The organism is Nesterenkonia halotolerans (genome assembly GCF_014874065.1).
GTDB classification, from domain to species: domain Bacteria; phylum Actinomycetota; class Actinomycetes; order Actinomycetales; family Micrococcaceae; genus Nesterenkonia; species Nesterenkonia halotolerans.
Window position 1 is genome coordinate 136,714 of sequence record NZ_JADBEE010000001.1, and the last position, 24,020, is coordinate 160,733.

Below are 24,020 nucleotides of genomic sequence, written 5' to 3' on the forward strand. Positions count from 1 at the left end.
AGCAAGGTGGTACCGCGCCGTTGAGGCGTCCTTGTGAGCGTGTCAGACCATCAGCTCAGCACACCTGCAGGACGGACCTCCATGACGCAGAACAGCTCCCCCGTGTATCCACGCGCCTCTGCCGCCGACGGCGAGCAGCGCAGGATCCCCGCCTCGCCGCGCTTCCCGAAGATCGAAGAGCGTGTGCTTGCGGAGTGGGAGAAGGACGGGACATTCAAGGCCTCCATCGAGAACCGTCCCGCCGAGTCGTCCAATGGAGCGCCCAACGAGTTCGTCTTCTATGACGGCCCTCCCTTCGCCAACGGTCTGCCGCACTACGGTCACCTGCTCACCGGCTATGTGAAGGACCTCGTCGCGCGCTACCAGACACAGCGCGGTCGGCGCGTGGAGCGTCGCTTCGGCTGGGACACCCACGGGCTCCCCGCCGAGCTGACGGCGATGAAGGAACTCGGCATGACCGACAAGGCCGAGATCGAAGCTCTGGGCGTGGACAAGTTCAACGATGCCTGCCGCGCCTCGGTGCTGAAGTACACCGGTGAATGGGAGTCCTACGTCAATCGTCAGGCCCGCTGGGTGGACTTCGAGAATGACTACAAGACGCTCAACGTCGAGTACATGGAATCGGTCATCTGGGCCTTCAAGCAGCTGCACGAAAAGGGCCTGACCTATCAGGGCTTCCGCGTGCTTCCCTACTGCTGGAAGGACGAGACCCCGCTGTCCAACCATGAGCTCCGCATGGACGACGACGTCTACAAGGAGCGCCAGGACCCTTCGGTCACCGTGGCCTTCCCGATCACCGGGGGCGGCACATACGGAGATGACCTGGTCGGCGTGAATCTCCTGGCCTGGACCACCACGCCTTGGACCCTGCCCACCAACTTCTCCGTGGCCGTGGGGCCGGAGGTGGAGTACGTGGTGGTCGAATCGCCGGCGGAGTCGCCGCTGCCGGGGCGGCACATGCTCGCCGTCGAGCTGCTCGGCGCCTACGCCAAGGACCTCGGCTTCACCGATGCCGATGAGCAGGGAGGCGCCACCGCCGCGGAGGCTGCGGCAGCCGCCGTCGTCGGCCGGTATCGGGGCACCGACCTGGCCGACATCGAATACACCCCGCTGTGGGACTACTACACCGACACCGAGACCTGGGGCACCCAGCATGCCTTCCGGGTGCTCGTGGAGGACTACGTCACCACCACCGACGGCACCGGCCTGGTCCACCAGGCCTCGGCCTACGGTGAAGAGGATCAGCGCTCCTCCGAGGAGGCGGGGATCCCGGTGATCCTCTCGGTGGATGAGGGCGCGCGCTTCCTGCCGATGTTCGCCCAGCCCACCGCCTCCGGCGACGCTCCGCTCGCCGAGATCGCCGGTGTCCAGGTCTTCGAGGCCAACCGCACGATCATCAATGCGCTCAAGGAGTCCGGACGCCTGGTCCGCGAAGCCTCCTACGTACACTCCTACCCGCACTGCTGGCGCTGCCGGAACCCGCTGATCTACAAGGCTGTCACCTCCTGGTATGTGGCCGTGACCCAGGTCAAGGACCGCATGCTCGAGCTCAATGAGCAGATCAACTGGATCCCGGGCAACGTCAAGCACGGCCAATTCGGCAAGTGGCTGGAGAACGCCCGGGACTGGTCCATCTCACGCAACCGCTACTGGGGAAGCCCCCTGCCGGTCTGGGTCTCGGACAATCCGGAGTACCCGCGCACCGAGGTCTACGGCTCGCTGGACGAGCTGAAGGAGGCCTTCGGCGACTACCCGCGCAACGCCGACGGCGAGCCCGATCTGCACCGTCCCTGGATCGATGACCTGACCCGCCCGAACCCGGATGACCCCACCGGCGCCTCCACCATGCGCCGTGTGGAAGATGTCCTCGACGTCTGGTTCGACTCCGGATCGATGCAGTTCGCCCAGGTGCACTACCCGTTCGAGAACGCCGAGTGGTTCGCCGAACATCACCCTGCCGATTTCATCGTGGAGTACATCGGCCAGACCCGCGGCTGGTTCTACACCATGCACGTGCTGGCCACGGCGCTGTTCGACCGGCCCGCCTTCACCAACGTGATCAGTCATGGGATCGTGCTGGGCTCCGACGGAGCGAAGATGTCCAAGTCGCTGCAGAACTACCCCGACGTCTCCGAGGTGCTGGACCGCGACGGATCCGACGCGATGCGGTGGTTCCTGATGGCCAGCCCGATCCTGCGCGGCGGCAACCTCGTGGTCACCGAGGAGGGCATCCGCGAGAGCGTGCGCCAGGTGCTGCTGCCCATGTGGAACGCCTGGCACTTCTTCGCGCTGTACTCCAATACGGCGAACCAGGGTGCCGGCTACCAGGCGAAGGCGGTGGGAGCCGACGACGTCGCCAGCCCGCTGGACCGCTACATCCTCGCCGCAACCGGTGATCTGGTCCGCGAGGTCACCGCAGCACTGGACGCCTACGACGTCTCCGCCGCCTGTGAGTCGCTGCGCCGGTTCTCCGACACGCTGACCAACTGGTACATCCGCCGCTCCCGCGCTCGGTTCTACGCCGAGGACTTCGCCGCCTACGACGTGCTCTACACCGTGCTGGAGACCTTCGCCCGGGTCTCCGCTCCGTTGCTGCCGCTGATCAGCGAGGAGATCTGGCGCGGGCTGACCGGTGGTCGCTCGGTGCACCTGGCCGACTGGCCCGATCCGGAGGACTACCTGCGCGATGAGCGCGCCGTGGAGCTGATGGAGCTGACCCGCACGGTCAGCTCGGCAGGCTCCTCGCTGCGCAAGCAGGCGAACCTCCGGGTCCGCCAGCCGCTGGCGAAGCTCAGCGTGGTCGTCCCGCAGGCGGAGTCCCTCGCGGGAACCTACCAGCAGATCATCGCCGATGAGCTGAACCTCAAGGAGGTTCAGCTGCTCGACTCCGCCGACACCGACGCCGCAGACTGGGGGATCGGTCAGCAGCTGGTGGTCAACGCCCGCGCCGTCGGACCCCGCCTGGGCAAGCAGGTCCAGCAGGCGATCAAGGGGGCCAAGTCCGGCGACTGGTCCGTGGACTCAGGGACGGTCACTGCCGGTGGTCTGGAACTCTTCGAGGGCGAATACACGCTGAGCACCACGGTCTCCGAGCAGCTCGGGGAGAAGGTGGTCACGGTCCTCGACGGCGCAGGCGGCTTCCTGGTGCTGGACACGGCTCTGAGCGAGGAGCTGATCGCGGAGGGCATCGCCCGAGACCTGATCCGCAGCATCCAGCAGGCACGCAAGGACGCTGATCTGCAGGTCTCTGATCGTATCGAGACCACGGTCACCGCCTCGCCCGCTGTGGTCGCTGCCCTGCAGGCGCACCGCCAGCTCGTCTCTGAGGAGACCCTGACGGTGGATCTGCATCCGGTTCCCTGCGAGACTGCAGCTGAGCCCACGATCCATGTTTCCGTCGTCGAAGGAGCCCGGTAGTGCCAGAGGAACTCGACCAGTTCTCGGTGGCCAGCGTCTACGCTGAGCTGCTCTCCCGAGCGCCGGAGAACAAGATGGAACCGCGGATGGCGCCGATGTTCGAGGCCATGGACCTGCTCGGGGAGCCGAACAGGTCCGCCCCGGTCATCCACATCACCGGCACCAACGGCAAGACCTCCACGGCGCGGATGATCGAGGCCGGTCTGATGGCCCACGACATCCGTGTGGGTCGCTACACCTCGCCACATCTGTCCTCGGTGACCGAGCGCATCTGCCTCGACGGCCAGCCGGTGGAGGATGAGACCTTCGTGCGCATCTGGGATGAGGTGCGACCCTTCATCAGCATGGTGGACGCGGGCCTCGCCGAGCGCGGAGAGGTGCCGCTGACCTATTTCGAATGTGTCACCATCCTTGCCTTCGCCGTCTTCGCAGATGCTCCTGTGGACGTCATGGTGCTCGAGGTGGGCCTCGGCGGCATCACCGACGCCACCAACGTCGCCGACGGCTCGGTCAGCGTGGTCACGCCCATCAGCCTCGACCACACGGACCTGCTGGGCGACGATGAACGCGACATCGCGCTGGAGAAGGCCGGCATCATCAAGGAGCATGGCTTCCTCATCTCGGCCGCCCAGGTCCCGGCCGCCGCTGACGTGCTGCTGGCGGAGGCCCAGGAGAAGAACGTGCCGTTCCGCTTCGAAGGCGTGGAGTTCGGCGTGGAGTCCCGAGTGCCAGGAGTGGGGGGTCAGCAGCTGACCGTCTCCGGTCTGGCGGGACGCTACCCCGAGATCCTGCTGCCCCTGCACGGAGCGCACCAGGCGGAGAACTTCGCGGTCGCCGTCGCAGCCCTGGAGGCGTTCATCGGCGGTGGCACCCAGGAGCTGAACATCGAGCACCTGCGGCTCGCCGCCGAGAACGTCACCGCACCGGGGCGCCTGGAGACCCTGCGCACCGGGCCGAGCATCATCGTCGACGCCGCACACAACCCTGCGGGGATCGAGGCCAGCGCTCAGGCGCTCAAGGAGAGCTTCGGACTCTCCCGGCTGGTGCTGGTGGTGGGCATCCTGCAGGACAAGGACGCCCGCGAGATGCTGACCAGCCTGTACAAGGAGTACGAGGGGCTGGTCGAGGACATCTGCTTCACCCAGTCCACCTCTCCGCGGGCCATCCCTGCCGGTCAGCTCGGCACGCTCGCGCTGGACGTGGGCTACGCCGAAGAAGACATCTACGTGACCGAACGGTTGGATGACGCCATCGATTGGGCGGTGGGCCGCGCGGATCAGGCCGACCCGGGTCTGATCGGCGGAGTGCTGATCACCGGATCTGTCACTGTGGTGGGCGAGGCCCGCACCCTGCTGGGTGCACCTGAGCCGGCATGAGTGAGACGGTGGGACAGATGAGCGACGACGGCACTGGGCCGGAGCGGAGAACCGGGCCGCAGCGGAAGCCGCCACGGCAGACCCGGGCGCAGCGTGAGTGGCGTCCGGGACAGGTCAAAGCCCCGCGCTCGGTCAAGACGCTGTTCGCCTCCACGGTGCTGTGCCTCGAGGCGGTGCTGATGTTCTTCTTCAGCCTCGCCGCCTGGGGACTGAACCAGAACGAGTCCTACGCGTGGTGGCTGCTGGGCGGTTCGCTCCTGCTCGGGCTGATCCTGATCCTGACCTGCGCGGTGCTGCAGCGACCCGGCGGCTACGTGTTCGGCTGGGTGCTGCAGTTCGTGATGCTCTTCGGATTCATCTCAGTCGCGCTGCTGACCAGCGAGGGTCTGATCGTGCCGCTCGCGGCGCTGCCCGGCGTGGCCTTCATGGCCTGCTGGTGGTACGCAGTGACCAAGGGGGAACAGCTCGACGACGAAAAGATGCAGAGATTCCAGGCAGAAGAAGCCCTGGCTCAAGACGCTACTAGTGAGGAGAACAACGATGACTGAACGTACCCTGATCCTGGTGAAGCCCGACGGTGTCCAGCGTGGACTGACCGGTGAGATCCTGCGCCGTGTGGAGGCCAAGGGCTACCGCATCGCCGCGCTGCAGCAGCTCGACGCGAGCACTGAGAAGCTGGCGAAGCACTACGCGGAGCATGAGGGCAAACCCTTCTACCAGCCGCTGGTGGACTTCATGCTCTCCGGTCCCGTGGTCGCCGCGGTGCTGGAGGGTGACCGCGTCATCGAAGGCTTCCGCTCGCTGGCGGGCAGCACCGAGCCGACGACGGCGGCGCCGGGCACCATCCGCGGTGACCTCGGCCGAGACTGGGGCGAGAAGGTCCAGAAGAACCTGGTCCATGGCTCCGATTCGGTGGAGTCAGCCGAGCGGGAGATCGACATCTGGTTCAGCTGAACCCTCGCGGCGCTCTGAGCGCGCATGACTGAGGCCCGGGACGAGACGTCCCGGGCCTCCGTCATGTCCGGCCCCAGCAGAGCTCTTACCGAGCAGACGCTCCGCTCAGCGCATGCTGTTGGTGCCAGCCTTCTTGGGCCGCGAGCCGTCGGTGAAGTCGACCTGGATCGGGTTCAGCTGCAACCGGGTGCGCTCGTAGACCACCTTGGCCGAGCGCAGACGATCATTGGACTTGTGGGCCGTGTACTCCTCGTACTGCTGGCAGACCCACTGCGGGTCTCCGTCAGCAAGCAGCTCTCCCTGTTCGATCCAAATCACGCGGGTGCACATCTGCTTGATGGTGCCCAGCGAGTGGGAGACAAGGAAGACGCAGCCTGCCTGCGCCCGGACCTCATCCAGGCGCTTCTTCGTGCGGGCGCGGAACTGGGCGTCACCGGTGTTCAGCGCCTCATCGATCAGCAGGATGTCCGGGTCCACCGAGGTGGCGATGGCGAACTGGAGACGAGATGCCATGCCGGAGGAGTAGGTCTTCAACGGCATGTCCAGCGCATCGGAGAGCCCCGAGATCTCCACGATCTGGTCGTACTTCGCGTCGGCCTGCTCGGGGGAGAGGCCCATGGCGAGGCACCCGAGGCGGATGTTCTCCTTGCCGGAGATGTCTTTGACCAGGGCCGCATTGACGCCGAGCATCACCGGGGTGGAGCTCGCGTAGACCTCGCCACTGGTGGGACGAACCTTTCCGGTGAGCAGCTTGATCAGCGTGGACTTGCCCGAGCCGTTGGTGCCGATGACGCCTACAGATTCACCGCGATTGACGATGAAGCTGAGGTTCGACAGGGCCGGGACCTCTGTCCATCCGGCGCCGGTGACGCGCTTCACCGCACGGGTGAACCGGCCCTGGGAGTGCCTGTACTCATTCGATGAGCGCACCCGGTAGGTCATGGAGGCGTCGTCGACGACGAGGCAGACGTTCTTCGGGTCCACGGTGCGCACGACGGGACTCTGCTGGGTGAGTGGATACTCATCCCAGGAACCGTCTTCGGAGAAGTCGTGATCGTCGAACTCGATGGCGAGGTCCTGGGCGATGAGCTCCGATTCGGAGTTGCGGCTCACCCGGCGTGGGACGTACGGCGTTGAGGTGCTCATCGTTCCTTCCCGTAGCTCTCTTCACCCTGCCAGAAGATGAGGAATCCGATGATCATGGACCCCACGGCCCAGGATGCCAGGACGATCCAGCGGGCGGGATCGGCGAACCCGTCGTAGAGCCAGGCGTGGCGGATGATGTCCAGCACGCAGTAGAGCGGATTCAGATTCATCACCGTGACCAGCCAGTCTGCTCCGATGTTGGACCAGCGGTCCGGGGAGAAGAAGACGGCGGAGGTGTAGAAGAGGATTCGCGTGCCGAAGCTGATGAGGTGCTTGACGTCGGTGTGGGCGTTGACCGCTCGGGCAAGGGCAAGAGACCAGCCCAGCATCACCATCAGAGCCAGCGCGATGCAGGGAAAGAACAACAGCCAGTGCCAGCTCAGCGTGGTGGGGATCGACTCAGCACCGTCGAGTTTGATGTCACCGATCGTGAGCACCAGCAGGCCCATCACGAAGAACATCGGCACACTGGAGAACAGTTCTCGGACAGTGCTGGAGATCACCAGGCAGGCTCGCGGGAAGTTGAACGCCTGGACCACTTTCTGGTTTCCCGCGATGGAGCCCGCCCCGCCGGAGACGGCAGTGGTGAAGAATCGGAAGGTGAAGACACCGATGATCAGGTAACCGATGAAGTTGTCGATGCCACGGCCGGTGTTCAGCAGCATCCCGAACACAAAGAAGTACGCCGCTCCCATGAGGAGCGGGTTCAGGATCATCCAGAGGCGGCCCAGCGAGTCGGTGCTGTTGGCGGTGGAGACGCGGGAATGGGAGTCGTAGTAGAGGAAGTGGCGGAAGGACCAGATCTCGCGGATATACCGGAATAGCCCTGGCCGGGCGCCGACGCGGATGAGGTTGGTGCCGTCAAGCTGGGCGACCTGTCTGGATTCGTAGGAATCCTCGGACTCCTCGGCCCGCTCTACAGTCGGTGCGGCCATGGACGTTTTCCTTCTCTCTTCGCTCAGATTCGGCGGGGATGCCGACTCGCGCTCTGCGCCATTGTGCCTCATCGTCGTGCTCTGCGGAGGTGAGGTTCAGGACCGGCTGAGCGCCTGCCAGTCTATCAGCGCCCCCGAGATCCGACGCTTCAGCTGGCCTGCGTGCCGAACAGCTGCGGCATGGATTCCCGCAGATTCCGCTCGAGATGCGGGACCATGGTTTCGACATATTCATTGGTCAGATGGTGGCTGTCGCGGTAGACGAGGACGTTGCCGATGACCGCGGAGCATTGCTGCGCCGGGCAGAAATGATCGGTGAGGTCCAGGGTGTACGTGTCGTCCGGGAGATCGATCTCGGTGAGCGGATTGGACTCGGCAAACTTCGCGTAGTCCGGTGCGCACTCGAGAGCATCGTCGCCCTGGGCCAGGCAGTCCGGCACATTCTCCTCTTGGCGCGGCGTGCCGCGCAGCAACAGGAGGTTCGTGCCGGTGCCCGTGATCTGCTCCCAGCGAACCTGGGCGCCGTCGTGGATCTGCTCTGTGCCGGGCTCGCGGGGGATCGCCGTGCCCGGTGTGACCACGAGGTCTACGGAGCGCTCTTTCAGCATCTCGGGGAAGGCGTCGTTCCAGTCGTCGCACAGGGATGGCTGATCGGGATCGTTGGCGCGGAAGACGCAGCCGCCCTTGGTGGAGACCAGGACCTCCCAGTGGTGCCTCTCGGCCAGCATGATCCAGGCGTTGTGCCAATGACCGGCATGAGAGCCGCCCGCCAGCATGATGGTCTGGGTCGGATCTGCGGGCTCCGCGGAGTCCTCGCAGACCAGAACCTCCCCTGTGCCGGGCTCGTTGCCGGTGGGCTGGTGGCAGTCGTCTCTCCCTGCATATTCCGGGACACGCTGCGAGATGCCGCCGAGCTCCGGGTAGATCGCAACGTCTCGCGCGCCGTCGTTGGCCCCTAGATCGTTGGCCCCTAGATCGTTGGTCCGGGGATCGTTGGCACCGAGGTCATTGGCGCTGAAGATATCCGCTCCCGGGTAGAGCTGCCGGTCGACGCCGGCCATGGCCAGTCCGTCGGTGTCGCGGGCCGTGGTGAGCTGCACATAAGCAGTGGTGGCAAGTCCGCCGATCACCAGAGATCCTGCCGCCAGCGCCACCGGTACGAGGCCTTTGGACCGGGAGCGACCTGCGGAGTCCGTGGGGCGTCTGCGGGCGAGGGGCTGCTCAAGGAGCCTGTAGGTGAGCCAGCCCAGCAGCAGCGAAGCGCCCAGCACGAAGACAGCATCGCCTGCGCTGAGCTCCGCGTCTCCGCGCAGCTCCAGCACGAAGATCACCAGCGGCCAGTGCCAGAGATACAGGCCGTAAGCGATATCACCCAGACGGGAGAAGATCCCGGTGGCGAGCAGGCCCTGGGCAGTGGGCATACCGTCCGACGGGTCCTCAGCGCGTGCGGCCGAAGCCATCACCAGGGCCAGCCCCACCAACGGCCAGAGCGCCCACGGGCCTGGGAACAGGGCAGCGCCGTCGAGCAGGAACCCGCAGCTGATGATCAGGGCGAGGCCCAACCAGCCTGCGGCGGTCCGCACGGGCCTGGGCAGCACCAGTCTGGCTCCGAGCAGGGCGAGGATCCCGCCGAATCCGAGCTCCCAGATTCTGGTCTGGGTCAGCAGATAAGCCTCCGCCTGACTGTGCTGCTGGAGGTAGAGCGCAAAGCTGAAGGAGCCGGCCATCAGCAGTCCGATGAGGCCGGCCATGGCAGACGCGGGGGAGAAGCGGGTGCGTCGAGACAGCCAGACGGCAATCAGCGCCACTGCGGGCCAGATCAGATAGAACTGCCCCTGCACCGAAAGGGACCAGAAGTGCTGAAACGGGCTCGTCTCAGGTCCGGCGGCCTCGTAGGAGAGCTGGGAACGAATGAGTTCGAAGTTCTCGAAGTAGAGCAGCGAGGCGCGGGCCTCGGTCACCAGCTGAGAATGGCGAGTCATCGGAAGGATCATGAGGCCCAGGAGGGTCGTGGTTCCGATCACCAGGGCGGCGGGGGCAAGTATCCGGCGTGCCAACCTCGCGAAATACTTCAGAAAGTCGATCCGTCCTGTGGAATCGGCCTCGCGCAGCAGCATGGCGGTGAACAGGAAGCCGGAGATCGCCAGGAAGATGTCGATGCCGCCGGAGACGCGTCCTGCGCCGAAGAGATGGAACAGGACCACTCCGGCGATGGCCAGCCCGCGAAGCCCATGGAGCTCCGGACGGTAGCGCCGCCCGGGGAGGGCGCCCGGGTGCCCCTGTGCCCGAGCTGACGCCTCTGTTGGAGGACGCGGCGCAGACACAGGACTCAGGGAAGGCATAGTGGCCTAGGATACGGGAGTGTCTCCGCGGTCGCTTATCGGCCCCTCGCCTATACTTATGCGCGGTTTCTACGACGGACCAGCACCTGACATTAAGGAACAGCGCATCGTGAGTCTTGCTCCCAAACCAACAGGCAAGAGCCCTGGTCTGACGAAGATGCAGTGGATGGCGCTGGTGCTGTTCGCCGCCTCCGCCGTCGCATCGGTGGTGGCTGCGGCGTTGGGCTGGTGGCCGGTCGCCGTGCTCGGACTGGTGCTGGTCGCCGCTGTTCTGCTCGGTGTGCAGATGTTCGGGTTCAGCCAACTCACACGCCGTATGCAATCGCGTTTGGACCGGCTGGTGACGAACCCCCGCAGCTCCTCTCACGCGGCGGTCCGCAGCCAGGCCGCCGCGCCTCGCGAGGAGCATGCATCGGATCTTGTGGCGAATGAGGTGCTCGGTCAGTGGGCGAAGTCGCTTCGAAGCAGGCCTGGCCGGCTGAACTGGTTCATCATGCTGGCCCGCGAGACCCGGTCCCGTGGTGCGCGCGACGTTCTTGCGCTGTGCGCCACCAGGGGCACCTGCCGATACCGCGATCTGGTGAAGATCGCGGATCAGACGAGGCTGCACCCAGGCGCCCACGAAGAGCTGGCGAAGCTGCGGCGAGTGCTCTGGCGTCCCGGGTTCTTCGCGCTTGCCCGCGTGCTCTACAGTCAGCGTTCCAGCGAATGGGACCTGCGGAACTGCTTGACGTTCTATGAACTCGCCGACCGACTCTATGGCCTCGATGACGTGTTTGATGGTGTCGACCGGTCCCTGTACTCGGATCTGCTGACCTGGGACGGTCAGTATTCTCGGGCCGACGAGCTGCTGGACTATGCCGAGGACAACGAGTGGCGGGCAGACTCGCAGCGCTTCCTGCAGTTCAACGCCGTCAACCCCAACGTCACCGGCGTCGACTACAAGCGACAGGAGTGGCTCACCCGAGTGAACGCGCGCTTCGCCGACAGTGACTTGCAGCCCCTCGAATTCCCCGAGGGTCAGGCGCCCTCCTTCTTCAACATCGCGACCACGGCTCCTGTGCTCACTGAGGAGGATCTTCCGCTGGTCTCGATCATCATGCCGATCTACGAGCCGGATGAAGCCACGGACGTCGCCATCGCCTCGCTGTTGAATCAGAGCTGGAGCAATATTGAAGTTCTCATCATCGATGACGCTTCACCAGCGACATTCCCCGACGGAAGCCCCACCCCTTACCGTGCGCAGCTCGAGGCATGGGCGGATCGTGACAGTCGCATCAAGCTGACCCTCTGTGCCGAGAACCGCGGGGCCTATGCGGTGCGCAACGACGCCTTCGAAGTGGCGAAGGGTGAGTTCGTCACTGTTGCGGACAAGGATGACTGGCACCATCCGCAGAAGATAGAACGCCAAGCGCGTGAGCTGATCGCCAACCCGGCGAAGAACGCGAACATCGTCAACTGGGTCCGCGTGGACGAGGACCTGAAGTTCCTGGTGCGCTGGGGACCTGATCGTGTGGTGCACCCGAGTTTCGCGTCGATCATGTATCGGCGAGAAGTCGTCAAGGCAGACCTGGGGTACTGGGACGCCGTGCGGAAATCCGCGGACGGCGAGTACCGCACGAGGTATGAGATCACCTATGGCGAGAAGCTCGTCGCGGAAGACATGGTGCCCCTCGCATTCTCGCTGCTGGGAGAAGGAAACCTCACCAGCAATGACTTCGGGTTGGGCTACAGGCACCCGGACCGCGAGATCTATCAGGACGCCTACACCGCGTGGCACGAGCAGGTGCAGCTGGGCGCCTCAGGGTTCCTGCCCAAGAACAGCGAGGATCGCGCATGGATCGGACCGCCGTCCTTCCTTCCCGATCGTGACAAGACGCAGGTGCCGCACTACGACGTCATCTACCTCTCCGAATTCGGGCTCTGGGGTGGAAACTCCTTGAGCCTCGTCCAGGAGATCCACGCCTCGCTGAGCGCTGGACTCCGTGTCGGTGTGATCCCGCTGCAGAACGGCCTGGTCCCAGGTGCTGCGCGACGGCGCATGGTCCCCGAGCTGCGCCGACTGTTCCTCGAGGGAAGTGTGGACCGACTGCACCTGCAGCGAAACGTGACCACAGACCTGATCGTCATCCACTGGCCGGCGATCATGCAGCTGCTGCCCAGTGAGCCCTCGTCCATCCAGGCGCGCAAGCTGATCACCGTCGCGAACGAAGCCCCGGCCGTGCTCAGCGCGGTCTACAGCGGCTATGACGTCCACGACGTGGCGGAAAACTGTTTCGAGACCTTCGGCACGCGTCCGTACTGGGCGGCGCAGAGCACCATCATGCGACAGAGCCTGGCGAAGCTGGTTCCGGCTCGAGAGATGGTGCCCGGACTGTGGCACGGCGTCGGCGACCCCATCAGACGACCGTTGACCAAGACCTTCGTCGAGTCCCGGGTTCCCGTGGTCGGGCGGCCGTGGGATGAGGAGGAGCTCAACTGGCCGACGTCCAGCAAGGAGCGGAAAGAGCTATTTCCAAAGGACGGTTCCCGCACAGTCTCTATCAGATCCCAGCTCAGCGCCCTGCAGCGCCAGGAGATTCTGAGCGGGAGCCAGGTGCCTGAGGGGTGGATCATCCAGGACCACTCGGTCAGCGGCTTCCAGGAGTATCTGGACGAGATCGATTTCCTGCTGATCTATCCGGCAGAGGAATGGGACGAATCGATCGAGCCCAGCGTGGTGGAAGCCCTGCGAGCCGGCACCGTGTGCATCGCGTCCCCGCATCTCGAGAAGGAATACGGCGACGCGCTGCTCTACGCGAGTCCGTCTGAACTTCGTCAGGTCATGAAAGCCTGCTTCAACGATGACAGCTATTCGGCTCAGCGCGAGCGCGGCTTCGCGTTCATCGCTGAGCACCGCAGCGCTGCAGAGTACCTGGAGGTGTTGCGTACCCATGCAGAGGCCGCAGTCGAGCACTGAGAAGACCAAGCACGACGCTGTCGAGACTCAGTCGGTCTCGTCATGAAGTCTCAAGGTCCACAGGCCGTGGAGATGCCATGAGCCGGACTCTCGTCTCCTTCCCGTATGCAGGCATGAACCCGTACACGAATATGCTCTACCTGCATGCTCGTTCTGCCGGCTGGAAGATCCTGGAGACCAGTCAGCCTGCTCGAGTGGTGTCCCACCTGCGACGACTGGTTCCTGGTGACGTGTTCCACGTGCAGTGGAACTGGCCGCTGTTCCGCAACGGTGGAACGTGGGCTGAAGCCAAGGAGGCCGTGGACTCCTTCTGTGAGGCCGTGGACGAGTGTATGGGACGCGGCATCCACCTGCTCTGGACCGTCCACAACATGGCCTCCCACGACACGGAGTTCATCGAGCTGGAGACGCGTTTCAACAATTTCATGGGCAGTCGCGCCGACGTGGTGATTCAACTCAACGACTACACGGAGACGGTCTGCCGCGAGAGTTTCACCATCGGCAACGCGGACTTCGTGACCATCCCGCATTCCTCCTATCAGGGGATATATCCCAACACGGTGCGAACCGATGAGGCCAGAGCAGCCCTCGGCGTCCCAGAAGACCACGCCGTGGTGGGTTTTCTGGGGCAGGTGCGTCCCTATAAGGGGATCGAACGACTGATCGAGGTCGCGGCGCAGATGCAGGAATCGGGGCGCCAGGTCACCGTGCTGCTTGCCGGGCGTCCGCAGGGCGGGGTGGATCGCGAGATCCTGCGCCTTGTGGCTCAACACGGACTCCCGTGCGTGAGTCACTTCGGATTTGTCGATGATAAGGATCTGCAGCTCTGGTTCAAAGCTGCGGATGTGATGGTCTTTCCCTACCGCAAGGTGCTCAACTCGGGAAGCGCCTACCTCTCTGCAGGCTTCGGAGTGCCGTGTGTGCTCCCGGCTGAGCCCCAGTTCGAAGAGCTCTTCGGAGCCGAACCCTGGGTTGGACTGTTCGACCCGGAGGACGCTTCGGCGCTTCGTCCAGTCGTCGAAGCGATGCTCGACTCAGCTGAACAGCGCCGAGACGACGCGGCGAGGTTCGCCCGGGATCATCTTCCCTGGTCGATGTCATCCCGTTTTCTGCAGGTGCTGCAGATGCTCCGCCCCCGAGTGGGGGCGGCATGAGCAGGCAGGTCGAGCTCGGCACGCCGGACATCTCAGTCATCGCTCTGGTCGGGGACCACGGGCCATGGCTGGGTGAGTCGGTTCTCTCGGTGCTTTCGCAGCCCGGCTGTCGCTTGGAACTGGTCCTGGTGGATCACGGCGCCCCGGCGAGTGTGTGGAAACGGTGTCTCGAGCATGCCGACTCCGACGCGCGTGTGCGGTGCGTCCGCCCAGGACCGGTCTCCGAGGCTGAGCGTTGGCGGCTTGGGCGCGATGTCGCGGAGGGGGAGTACCTCCAGTTCCTGTCACTGCCAGACCTTCTCGGGCCCCATTCTCTGCTGACGCTCTTCGCCGCCGCGGTGCGGGAGTCTGCGGACGCCGTCGTCGGTCGTCAGCTCCTCTACACCCCGCAGGAGACTCTCGGAGCAGAGATTGCGTGGAAGCATGTTCCGCTGCATGAGAAGCCGGGGGCGTCGGATGTCTACACCGACCCCGGGCTGTTGGGCGTCCGAGGCTCCCGAGGTGTGCTTCTGCATGCGGTGGCTGCTCGCTCCCTCGATCTCCATCCTGGGGACGGCCGTCTCGACGCGGAGGGTTCCGTCGGGGTGATGCTTCTCGCGAAGCTGAGGCGAGTCGTCGCAGTGGACGCCGTGGCGTGGATTCGACGGACCGCGCCGGGTGCAAGCTGGCAGGAACGCATGGCAGAGCTTCTGAGCTCGGAGAATGAGGCTGCGGATCAGTTGCTGAGGCTGAGTTCGGAGACGCTGTGGAGGAGCTTCTGGCGAAGCTCGCTCGATGGTCATCTCCGGCCGCTGGTTGCTGATGTGATCGCGAAGACCAGGGGTGCGGTCTTCGAACCCGTGCTGAGACAGCAGCTCCTCGAATACCTGCTGCGCCGAGATCGCAGCGAGTGGATGCGCCTTCAGCCCCGGCTCAGGGCAGGATTCTCGTTGCTGGCCGAGGGCGAGCCGGAGCTTGTCGCACCTGCGTGGCGGATGTGGGATGCACGCGAGGGAGTCGCTTCAGGAGCTGATCTTGCCACGAGCGCCAGGCTCATCCGTCGCCTCGCGCGGTCCAGGTTCGCCGATGAACTGGCGGTGTCTCGGTACTACTCAGAGCTGGTGATCCGTCCTGGCGCGCAGCAGGACCTCGAAGATGCGCAGATACTCGCGCTGGGGAAGATTCTCCGGCTCGAGGAACATTCTGCGCGTGTGGCGGTGGAGTTGAAGGACCCTTCCGACCGCGAACTCACGCTGCACCAGGCGCTCACCCGCAAAGACCCAGACCTGCTGAACCCCCCGGGAGAACTCCCCAGAACCGTGGTCTGCCACAGCGCGGCCCTCTCCGGCGAACAGCTGGAACTGAGAACTCTTCTTCCCTCCGGTGTGACTCTCGGGTCAGGCACTGTCGTCTCCTCGCACGGACAGTCGACCCCGGTGCAGCTGACCGCAGAGACTTCGCCCGGTGAACCTGACGGGCACTGGGTGATCCGCTGTGCGGTGACGGCGCTGGAACCCGATGTCACCTACACCCTCAAGGTCCCGCTGTCCGCCACGAAGGCTCAGGCCAGTGCGTACGTTCACCTCAGCGAGGGAGCAGAGCACCGGATCCAGACGGCAGCGGAGACGCTGATCGTCGACGCCGAGACGCCCGGGTCTCGCCTCCGGATTCGCCGGCACCAGTTCACGGCTGCCCAAAGGTGGTGGCGTCGCCGCGAAGGGCTCAGCGTCTCGAGAACCGCGAGATGAGCCGGTGAAGGAGCCCCTTGCGCTGTTCTGGTCTCGTGGAACCGGCTCGTGCTCCCGGGAACGCTGATTCGAGGGCCTCGAGATCGACATTGAGCCGCGGCAGAGCATTGCTGCGTGCCACCTCTTCGAGGTCAAGGTCGGCGAGCTCCTCGCGGGAGACGTCCACGCGTGCAGGCGCTGATCCGCTCAAAGTGGAGAAGAAGTCGTTGAACTTGAACTCGCCGCCGCCCAATTCGGCATCGGTGATGTTCAGCCAGACCCACGGGACACCGTAGGTCTGAGCGATGATCAACCCGTGGAGTGACGTCGAGACGCAGACTCGAGCATTCGCGATGCCATCGACGACGATCGTCAGGTCATCGCGGACGTCCACGATGTCGAAGGTGTCCTGGTCGAGATTCTTGAAGTGGGGACGGTGCGACATATGCGGCACGAACGCGATCTTCTGCTCCGAGTGAGCTGACGGCCGCGGCGTGTAGTGACGGGGGAGCAGAAGGGCGGGGTCTCCCAGGACCTCAGGAACTTCCCACCCCAGCTTCGCCTGAAGTTCATTCCGGGTCAGGTGCCCGCGCACTGCATGGACGCGGATTCCGGTCAGTCGCCGCAACGGTGACTTCGCAGAGAGCGGCCTCATCAGACCGGCTCCCCAGATGTCCACGTCGGGCCGACCGATCATGTGGATGATCGAGCCGACCAGCGCGATGGCGCGGCCCTGCGCGGGCACGGGATTGTCCTTCGTCGGACGCACATTGACCACATCGCGGCCCGAGAGGGTGGCAGCCAGCCACGGACCCACGGCATCGCCGAAGTTGGCTTTCCGGTCCCACCAGAAGCCGTGCAACGGAGGGTTCTTGTCCATCGTCTCCCCGCGCTCCACGGAGTCCACGTCGATGATCCCTGCCTGGATGCGCCCGGCCCATTCCCGCAGCAGCCTGAGCGCGGCCCCGGAGGACTCGCCCAGCGGCAGCGCGGGCTCCAGCACGTGATGTTCATGTGGAGTGGCTTTGAGCAGGGCGTCGGTGACCAGCTCATTGCGCAGGATGCGCCGGAGATTCTCAGATTCACCCCGGGCCATGAGCAGTCCGTGTTCGTCTCCCGTGTCGCGCAGCACCAGGCTCACGAGGCCGTGAGCAGTTGGGACATCCCAGGTCAGTGTCGCGAGCTCGGGGTTCAGCCTCACGTGGACCTGTTGCGAGCGCACCCACCCATCGGCGTTGGAGGTTTCGTGGAGCGAGGAGAGAGCGGTACGGGAGGACATCGTGTGTGAAGACCTTCTTTGGTTCAGGAAGACTCAGGCCAGGGGATAGGAGCGCAGCGACTTCATGCGGACTGGGTCGGGCGAGGTGAAGCGGACGTCGTCAACCACGCACCCCGGTGGTGTCTCGAGGACGCAGGTCGCGTATCCCGAGTCGCTGTCGAACACCACCGATCCACGGTACAGGCCGCCCCCGGCGCTGCGCAGATCGGCGGCGGCCATGAAGGCCTTCACGCCAGCCTTCGAGACCCCGGCGCCGTGACTCACGGTGATCTCTACATTGAGGGTCCTCGAACCCGCACCGGCGTCGTCGAGTTCTGCCAGGAGAAGCTGAGAGCTTCCAGATCCTAGAGCGACGCCGACCCCCGTCGGGGAGTCCAGGGGCGTGGCAGTATCGACAGGCAGGGGATCGGAGGCTGCAGCGATGTCTCTGCGGATTCTGCGATTGACGAAGGGAAAGTACTCCTGGAGCAGATCGGCCGCGACGCGTTCCTTCTTGGCGGCGGCGGGGATCAAGGACGCGAAGAAGGGGCTCTCGCCGTCTCCCAAGGTGCTGTCCTGACTCTTGTGTCGAGCCTGGAAGAAGCCGGGCTCGCGGGAGTCCAGCACGGTGGGGTATGCGGTGTCGAGCTTCATATGGCCCTTGGCAGGAGCGCGCGTCTGCAGACCCAGGATCGAACCGTCAGAGGTCTTCTGATGGACTGACACGAGCCCGGCAGCGGCCTTGGGAAAGTACCGACGCCAGGGAAGGATGTATTCCGACTGCGTGCGAATGGCTGTCAGCGATTCGGGGAAGGAGATACGCCACCCGACGTGCTCATCCACGACGTAGGGGCTCATCCGAGGGAAGAAGTTGATCGGCAGCACGTCGTCGTCGTCGAGTCGGTAGATGCCGAAGACCCCGTCCTCCGGCAGACGCCCTCGCAGGACCTGATTGAGCACCTTCTTATTGGGTGCGCTGGGGGCGACCATCCCCGGAGCTTCATTGAGATGCAGGAACGGGTACTCCAGTGCGGCGTCGCGGAGGAGATCCTGGTACTTCTGCGGCAGCGATGCCGAGTAGTGCACGATGTGCACGAGGTTGCAGGAATCCGCGGAGGCGGCCAGCTGCGGGAGGCTCTCTTCGATGAAGATCTCGGTCCGCGGAGCCAGGCGTTCCTCGTCGTAGAGCCAGTCCGTGTATTCCTTCTCCGAGAAGAGACCCCCATCGCCCTGGCGGGTCGCCTTGAAGCTGCCGGACTTGTACTGATGCACGCTGAAGCGCGTATGCCCGATGAAAAGTTTGCGCATGGATGCTTCCTGTCTGTGTCTGCCTGGTCAGCGGTTGAGGCGATGACGCAGTTGCGCCTCATAGAGGTTGGTCGGTTGCGGCTGGACTCCCATTGACTCGGTCATGGTGTGCAGGTCTCCATGGAACTCAGGCTTCTGCTGCGAAGGCTTTGACGTGCCCTGGATCCCCACCATCGCGCTGTACGGGGCGTGCTCTTCCAGTCGGACGGCGTAGGAGCGACCGTTGGTCACGGAGATGTTCCAGTGACAGAAGCGGGCGCCCCAATGTGGTCCGGCGTTCTTGGCGCCCCCGACCACGCCCTTGTTCTTGATCGTGATCTCTGTCCGCACATTCTCGAAGGGAAAGCGACGATGGGAGTCGAAGGTTCCCTCCATCTGACCCTTGGACCAGACATTGCCGGCCGAGTATCCCTCGATGTTCAGGCCGTGGGTCAGGGATTCCGGAGGCAGCGGCGTCGTGGGCTCGGCGATGGTGAATCCGTGCACAAGGTTGTCGTGGGACTGTTCCCTGCAGATGAAGGGATGATGACGCGCCCGTCCTTCCACCGTGACCTCGGTCAGCGTGATGCCTTTGGAGCTGGTGATGCCGAACCCGTTGTCGCTGTCCCGCACGGTGACGTTGCGGGCCCAACAGTTCAACGATGCCTGAAAATGCGGCCCGTTGAACCCGTGGTCCTGGTTGTGTGGCCGAGGTTCGACCAGCGACATGTCGATGCGGAGATCTTCGATCCCAGACTCCGAGATATGGACCCCGAGGGTCTCGAAGCGGGGATTCCATTCCCGACGCAGGTCAAGCCGAGTGGGCTGTTCCAAGACGATGCTGTCCTTGTGCACAGACTTGACCTGCACCGGGTACCGGAACCGTCGGTAGTTCGGCTGCTTGTGCAGTGAGGCGTCCTCGACGCCCCAGGCGTAGCTGTCGGTGGGCAGATCCCCGCTCATGTGTCGCAGCAGAGAACTGTCGGCGAGGTTGTCCATGATGAGCAGCACGTGGTCACCCGCCGTGAATCGGTCGGTGTCGGCCACCGGGATTCGAGTCTCGCCGCGGGGGACATCACCGGTGACACAGGACAATGCCTCGGTGTCGAACCAGCCCTCATTCTCCCCCCACCCCCACTCGGCAGCTTCGAGCCGGTTCAACAGCTTGCGAGGGATGAACCAGACGAGGCCTCCCGTCCAGGACCATTCCCCCTTGGTCGGTGTCCGATAGGCAGATTCCAGTGATTCCCGGAATGACAGAGTCGTGAGGTCACGGCCCGCCCCGCGCACCACCACGCCCGAGTGATGGATCCACAGGACGCCCGTGAGCAGGTAGTTTCCGGCAGGAACGACGACGACGCCGCCTCCTGCGCTGCCGGCGGCGGTGATCGCGGACGCGAGGGCCGTCGTGTCGTCGCTGTTTCCGTCGCCTTTCGCACCGTAGTCCCGGACGTTGAAGACGGGCCCACTCGGCCTTGGAAGCGGCTCTTCGCCGCGACGGTAACCGGCGTAGGAGACATTAGGAATCTGGGGATGGGTGTTCGGAGCCCTGGTATAGCGATCCCACGCAGAGAGCGCGGGAAAGTTGCGTCTGAATCGGTGGACGAGGGAGGCGAACAGGGTCACGGGGTCAACCTCGCGAATTTTCGTGCATCTTCTTGATGAGGGCGTCTGCGACCTGGCGACGGGACCCGATCCAGGGATAGTGATGGGTCGCGAAGCCTGCCTGTACATCGACGTCGAGTATGGTCGCGCCCTCGACCGAGCTGATATCAGGCAGAAGCAGATCCACCGCTGCGGCCTTGCAGCCGGGGATGGCCCATGTCGCGGCGACAGCAAGGTCCTTCAGCGCCGAGCCCATATGGTCTGTGACGTCGACCGTCACCCCGCCGGCCCGCATGTTGATTCCTGGAGACAGCTGGTAGACGCGATCCTTCTCGGTGCGGCTGTCGAGCGGGAGCCCGGTTTCGATCGCGTAGCCCCACGCATCATGGTCAAACTTGCCGAAGAGAGGATGGGCCGAACGGCGGGCAGAAACCTCTTCGACCTGCTCGCGGAGTGTCCTGGAGCCGTCACCGATGCAGAAGAGAGGGACCCGGGCGTTTGCCGCGACGACGTTCTCTCCTACGACGAACGCGCGGACATCGAGGCCTTCAACGTGATCCTCCACGATCAGACGCTGGTCCGCATCAGCGTCGGAGCGCCGTGCCGATGCGGCTGCTGTCCAAGCGTCGCGGAACTCTCGCTCTGTCGTGATCCCCGTGGTGGATCCCGCGCCATGGGTGGAGGCCGCAGGCTTCACGACCGCAGCCTTCGTCAACCCCTTGAAATGAGCGATGGCCTTTTCAAGGTGGTCCACGTCGAAATGGGCCCCCGGCGGGACGGGAAGCCCCTCGAGCTGGAGGTGACGTTTGGCCAGCGGAAGGGACATGGAAGCTCGCAGCGCCTCCGCACTCGGAAGGCTGGTCAGGTGCACGGCAAAGCCGCCGATGACTCGTCTGCCACCGGTGATCACGTAGTGGTTGTTCTGGACCTTCGAGAGTCGGAACTTGTTTCGGCGCGCTGCTCCGCTGAGCAGGGCTGAGGGCGAATCAGCTCGTCGGCCGCCGAAATCTACCGGTGTTTCGCGGCCGAAGCTGCGCAGAAACTCCGTCACGTGCGGATTCATCGCGGGACCAGTGTTGAGGTCGGCGCCGGAGGCATCGGTCAAGACTTCCTCACCGGCAGCGGGTAGGCGACGACGGAATCCAGGTGCACCTCTTCTGACTTGGCGGTGACCAGGGTGATGGCAGTGACTCGGACGCCCCGCGGCGGCTCGATGGGCAGGACATGACCGAAGCCTGACGGCTTCTGCGGCATGTAGGACCAGAAGGTGCCGTCACGGTCGGAATGTCGGAACTTCGCCTGGGTGAAGAACTTCGAAGCAGCGGCGTCAATCTCGGCGTCGCCCTCAGCGGCGACAGTGAGCCGAACCTGGACCTGGTTCGCCTTCAGGCCTGCCCCGGCCGATGGCTTCAGCACCAGAGCCAGGGGGCCTTCGTGGGCCCACTCGAAGGTGACGGATTCGCGGCTCAGCGCAAGTGGCCCGGTGCTCAGCCGAACGCCACGCTCGGCAGGTCCAGGCTCGTGTGAGACCACACCGGAGAGCACGGGGAAGAGCTCGGAGACCTGGTCCAGGTCCGCAGGGCCTTCCCCGAGGATCCTGCTCATCGCCTCCGGGTAGAAGGGCGCAACCGAACCCTTGACCGTGCTGTCCTGGCTCTCGTGACGAATATGGAAGTACGCAGGCTCACGGGAGTCCAGGATCGTCGGGTTGAACTTGTCCATCACCGTGTGTTTCGGGGCACTGAGGTTGAGGATCTCCCCGTCGTCGTTCTTGGCAGCGACGGCCATGGGCCCGAAGGCGCTCTTCGGATAGTAGAGCTCGCGGGTGTAGGCGTATCTGCCCTCCATGCGGATCGCTGAGAAACCGGTTCCCAGTGAGACCCACCAGCCGATGTGCCGTGGGGTGACATAGGAAGCCATCTGGTCGAAGTACCCCACCGACAACAGATCATCATCATCCAACCGGTAAACACCGAAGGGACGGGACCCGTGGTCGCGCTCTCCCAGGGCCTTGTTGACCAGCGCGCGGGAGGGGGTGGAATTCACCGGCTTGGTGGTCTCGTTCAGACGGAGGAAGCCATGCCGCTCTGCGGCCTCCTTCAGCTGCGCCTTGTGGTGGTCGGGAAGCGAAGGAGAGTAAGAGACGAAATGCACCACGTCGTGGTCTTTCGCGGCGAGGGCCAGCTGGGGCAGACTCAGAGTCGTGAAGATCTCGGTCCGCGGGGCGAGCCTGGTCTCGGAGTACAACCACTGGGTGTATTCCTCTTCGCTGAATCCGGCTCCCAGCTCCGCACCCCGGGTGGCGTTGAAGTAGCCGGAACCATGCTGGTGCACGCTGAAGCGCGTGTGACCGATGAACAGCGTCCGGTCGGCGGGGGCCGCGGGAGTCTCTGCGCCGGGTCTCACACTGGTTGCCTCGACGGGTGCCTCGCTGGGCGCTTCGCCCGGCTGGGCGGGATTCACACTCCGCCGCAAGATCCGGAACAACTTGTTCATGAAAGAGCCCTTTCGGTGCTGATCGGCGGCGCGCGTGGGTCACGTGCAGAGCAGATTCTGCTGACAGGAATCGTTGCAGCGTCCGAGCGAGTATAACAACGCGGTGTGGCCTGGACCGGTTGATCCGCGGCGAACCCACCCCGCGTTCCTGCCCCGCTCTCCAATGAAGAGGAACCTGAGGATGACTAGGATGGTCGGATGAAGCGAATCATGCCCATCTACGGGACCCGGCCCGAGGCCATCAAGATGGCCCCGATCGTCAAGGCGCTGCAGGCCAGTGACCTCTTCGAATGCGAGGTCACCGTCACCGGTCAGCACCGCGAGATGCTCGACCAGGTCAATGACCTCTTCGGCATCACCCCGGACCATGACTTGAACATCATCCAGCCGCGGCAGACGCTCAACGGGGTCCTGACCCGGACCGTCACCGGCCTGGACGCGCTCTTCACCCAGCACAAGCCCGACGCCGTCGTCGTCCAGGGCGACACCACCACCACCACGGCCGGTGCGATGGCCGCGTTCTACTCCGGGATCCCGGTGATCCACGCCGAGGCCGGGCTGCGTTCCTTCAATCTCTATTCCCCGTTCCCTGAAGAGGCGAACCGGAAGATGACCAGCCAGATCACCGCGCTGCACCTGGCGCCGACCTCGCAGTCCAGGGACAACCTGCTGCGCGAGTCCCTGCCGGCCGAGGACATCGTGGTCACCGGCAACACGGTGATCGACGCGCTGCTGGAGGTCGCACAGAAGCATGTGCCCTTCGCCGATGCCGCGTTGGAAGAAGCCGCGGCCTCCGGGCGGGAGGTGCTGCTGGTGACCACCCATCGTCGGGAGAACCAGGGCTCGGCCATGGAGGGTGTGGGTCGGGCGCTGGCCCGGCTGGCCGACCGGTACCCGGAGAAGCTGATCGTGCTGCCGGCCCACCGCAATCCGGTGGTCCGTGAGGCGATCCTGCCCGCGCTGGCGGGGCATGAGAATGTGATCGTCACCGAACCGCTGCCCTATGGCGAGTTCACCCGGCTGATGAACCTGGCCACGGTGGTCCTCACCGATTCCGGCGGCGTCCAGGAAGAGGCCCCCTCGCTGGGCAAGCCGGTGCTGGTGATGCGGGAGAACACCGAGCGGCCCGAGGCGGTGGATGCTGGGACGGTCCGACTGATCGGGACCTCGGAGGAGCGGGTGGTCGAAGAGGTCGCCGCACTGTTCGACAGCCCCGAGGCTTATGCGGCGATGGCCAATGCGGTGAACCCCTACGGTGATGGTCACGCGGCGAAGCGGACGGTCGCGGCGATCGCGTCGATGTTCGGACTGGGCGACCGGCTTGAGGACTTCCACCCCCAGCAGAGCCCCGCCGCGCACACCAACACCCACCCCGTGTGAGCCAG

Annotated in this window: 16 protein-coding genes; 8 read left to right on the plus strand and 8 right to left on the minus strand. The window is 64.7% G+C overall.

The features are described from left to right. Positions 1 to 81: 81 nt before the first annotated feature. Genes ileS through ndk form a run of 4 tightly spaced genes read left to right on the plus strand, consistent with a single transcriptional unit; the run spans position 82 to position 5,747 of the window. Positions 82 to 3,417: an isoleucine--tRNA ligase gene (gene ileS, locus H4W26_RS00670; protein ID WP_192590277.1), complete on the plus strand. Its 3,336-nt coding sequence runs from the start codon at positions 82 to 84 to the stop codon at positions 3,415 to 3,417. Then, on the plus strand, positions 3,417 to 4,793 hold the full coding sequence (locus tag H4W26_RS00675) for a bifunctional folylpolyglutamate synthase/dihydrofolate synthase (RefSeq protein WP_318779720.1): 1,377 nt from the start codon (positions 3,417 to 3,419) through the stop codon (positions 4,791 to 4,793). The genes ileS and H4W26_RS00675 overlap by 1 nt, the downstream gene beginning before the upstream one ends. Next, the gene (locus H4W26_RS00680) at positions 4,790 to 5,341 is read left to right on the plus strand and encodes a DUF4233 domain-containing protein (protein ID WP_225939543.1); all 552 of its coding nucleotides are present in this window, start codon (positions 4,790 to 4,792) and stop codon (positions 5,339 to 5,341) included. The genes H4W26_RS00675 and H4W26_RS00680 overlap by 4 nt, the downstream gene beginning before the upstream one ends. Beyond that, complete coding sequence (gene ndk, locus H4W26_RS00685; protein WP_192590278.1) at positions 5,334 to 5,747, plus strand: nucleoside-diphosphate kinase; 414 nt, start codon at positions 5,334 to 5,336, stop codon at positions 5,745 to 5,747. Before H4W26_RS00680 ends, ndk begins: the two co-directional genes overlap by 8 nt. A 105-nt stretch (positions 5,748 to 5,852) precedes the next feature. On the opposite strand, the gene H4W26_RS00690 is transcribed toward ndk, so the two are convergent. The 3 genes from H4W26_RS00690 to H4W26_RS00700 form a co-directional block, all read right to left on the minus strand. Next, positions 5,853 to 6,893, minus strand: coding sequence for an ABC transporter ATP-binding protein (locus H4W26_RS00690; protein ID WP_225939544.1), 1,041 nt, complete (start codon positions 6,891 to 6,893; stop codon positions 5,853 to 5,855). Next, a complete protein-coding gene (locus H4W26_RS00695; protein ID WP_192590279.1) occupies positions 6,890 to 7,828 on the minus strand; it encodes an ABC transporter permease in 939 nt (312 codons plus the stop codon). Before H4W26_RS00695 ends, H4W26_RS00690 begins: the two co-directional genes overlap by 4 nt. A 149-nt stretch (positions 7,829 to 7,977) precedes the next feature. Then, on the minus strand, positions 7,978 to 10,152 hold the full coding sequence (locus tag H4W26_RS00700) for an acyltransferase family protein (RefSeq protein ID WP_192590280.1): 2,175 nt from the start codon (positions 10,150 to 10,152) through the stop codon (positions 7,978 to 7,980). A 127-nt stretch (positions 10,153 to 10,279) separates the two neighbouring features. Here H4W26_RS00700 and H4W26_RS00705 point away from each other — a divergent pair, with 127 nt between their 5' ends. The 3 genes from H4W26_RS00705 (at position 10,280) to H4W26_RS00715 (ending at position 16,010) form a co-directional block, all read left to right on the plus strand. Further along, complete coding sequence (locus H4W26_RS00705; protein ID WP_192590281.1) at positions 10,280 to 13,129, plus strand: glycosyltransferase family 2 protein; 2,850 nt, start codon at positions 10,280 to 10,282, stop codon at positions 13,127 to 13,129. Positions 13,130 to 13,206: 77 nt separating this feature from the next. Then, a complete protein-coding gene (locus H4W26_RS00710) occupies positions 13,207 to 14,283 on the plus strand; it encodes a glycosyltransferase (RefSeq protein ID WP_192590282.1) in 1,077 nt (358 codons plus the stop codon). Then, positions 14,280 to 16,010: a glycosyltransferase gene (locus H4W26_RS00715; RefSeq protein WP_192590283.1), complete on the plus strand. Its 1,731-nt coding sequence runs from the start codon at positions 14,280 to 14,282 to the stop codon at positions 16,008 to 16,010. Before H4W26_RS00710 ends, H4W26_RS00715 begins: the two co-directional genes overlap by 4 nt. On the opposite strand, the gene H4W26_RS00720 is transcribed toward H4W26_RS00715, so the two are convergent. From H4W26_RS00720 to H4W26_RS00740, 5 genes are read right to left on the minus strand one after another with little or no spacing between them, the layout of a single operon-like run. Continuing rightward, positions 15,985 to 17,268 carry a polysaccharide pyruvyl transferase family protein gene (locus tag H4W26_RS00720; protein ID WP_192590284.1) on the minus strand — a complete coding sequence of 428 codons (1,284 nt, stop codon included), beginning with the start codon at positions 17,266 to 17,268 and terminating at the stop codon, positions 15,985 to 15,987. The genes H4W26_RS00715 and H4W26_RS00720 overlap by 26 nt on opposite strands. A gap of 33 nt (positions 17,269 to 17,301) precedes the next feature. Further along, complete coding sequence (locus H4W26_RS00725) at positions 17,302 to 18,555, minus strand: glycosyltransferase (protein WP_192590285.1); 1,254 nt, start codon at positions 18,553 to 18,555, stop codon at positions 17,302 to 17,304. 27 nt (positions 18,556 to 18,582) lie between these two features. After that, positions 18,583 to 20,160, minus strand: coding sequence for a glycosyl hydrolase family 28-related protein (locus tag H4W26_RS00730; protein ID WP_192590286.1), 1,578 nt, complete (start codon positions 20,158 to 20,160; stop codon positions 18,583 to 18,585). Positions 20,161 to 20,164: 4 nt separating this feature from the next. Further along, positions 20,165 to 21,244, minus strand: coding sequence for a hypothetical protein (locus H4W26_RS00735; RefSeq protein WP_192590287.1), 1,080 nt, complete (start codon positions 21,242 to 21,244; stop codon positions 20,165 to 20,167). Further along, positions 21,241 to 22,635: a glycosyltransferase gene (locus H4W26_RS00740; protein WP_192590288.1), complete on the minus strand. Its 1,395-nt coding sequence runs from the start codon at positions 22,633 to 22,635 to the stop codon at positions 21,241 to 21,243. Before H4W26_RS00740 ends, H4W26_RS00735 begins: the two co-directional genes overlap by 4 nt. 198 nt (positions 22,636 to 22,833) lie before the next feature. On the opposite strand from H4W26_RS00740, the gene wecB reads away from it, so the two are divergent. Then, positions 22,834 to 24,015: a non-hydrolyzing UDP-N-acetylglucosamine 2-epimerase gene (gene wecB, locus H4W26_RS00745; protein ID WP_192590289.1), complete on the plus strand. Its 1,182-nt coding sequence runs from the start codon at positions 22,834 to 22,836 to the stop codon at positions 24,013 to 24,015. Positions 24,016 to 24,020 lie beyond the last annotated feature (5 nt).

Bases quoted from the DNA above. Each gene is read 5' to 3' on its own strand.
- ndk (WP_192590278.1), top strand. From the start codon at position 5,334: ATGACTGAACGTACCCTGATCCTGGTGAAGCCCGACGGTGTCCAGCGT.
- H4W26_RS00740 (WP_192590288.1), bottom strand. From the start codon at position 22,635: ATGAACAAGTTGTTCCGGATCTTGCGGCGGAGTGTGAATCCCGCCCAG.
- H4W26_RS00695 (WP_192590279.1), bottom strand. From the start codon at position 7,828: ATGGCCGCACCGACTGTAGAGCGGGCCGAGGAGTCCGAGGATTCCTAC.
- H4W26_RS00720 (WP_192590284.1), bottom strand. From the start codon at position 17,268: ATGTCCTCCCGTACCGCTCTCTCCTCGCTCCACGAAACCTCCAACGCC.
- H4W26_RS00680 (WP_225939543.1), top strand. From the start codon at position 4,790: ATGAGTGAGACGGTGGGACAGATGAGCGACGACGGCACTGGGCCGGAG.
- H4W26_RS00715 (WP_192590283.1), top strand. From the start codon at position 14,280: ATGAGCAGGCAGGTCGAGCTCGGCACGCCGGACATCTCAGTCATCGCT.
- H4W26_RS00690 (WP_225939544.1), bottom strand. From the start codon at position 6,893: ATGAGCACCTCAACGCCGTACGTCCCACGCCGGGTGAGCCGCAACTCC.
- H4W26_RS00725 (WP_192590285.1), bottom strand. From the start codon at position 18,555: ATGCGCAAACTTTTCATCGGGCATACGCGCTTCAGCGTGCATCAGTAC.
- H4W26_RS00710 (WP_192590282.1), top strand. From the start codon at position 13,207: ATGAGCCGGACTCTCGTCTCCTTCCCGTATGCAGGCATGAACCCGTAC.
- wecB (WP_192590289.1), top strand. From the start codon at position 22,834: ATGAAGCGAATCATGCCCATCTACGGGACCCGGCCCGAGGCCATCAAG.
- ileS (WP_192590277.1), top strand. From the start codon at position 82: ATGACGCAGAACAGCTCCCCCGTGTATCCACGCGCCTCTGCCGCCGAC.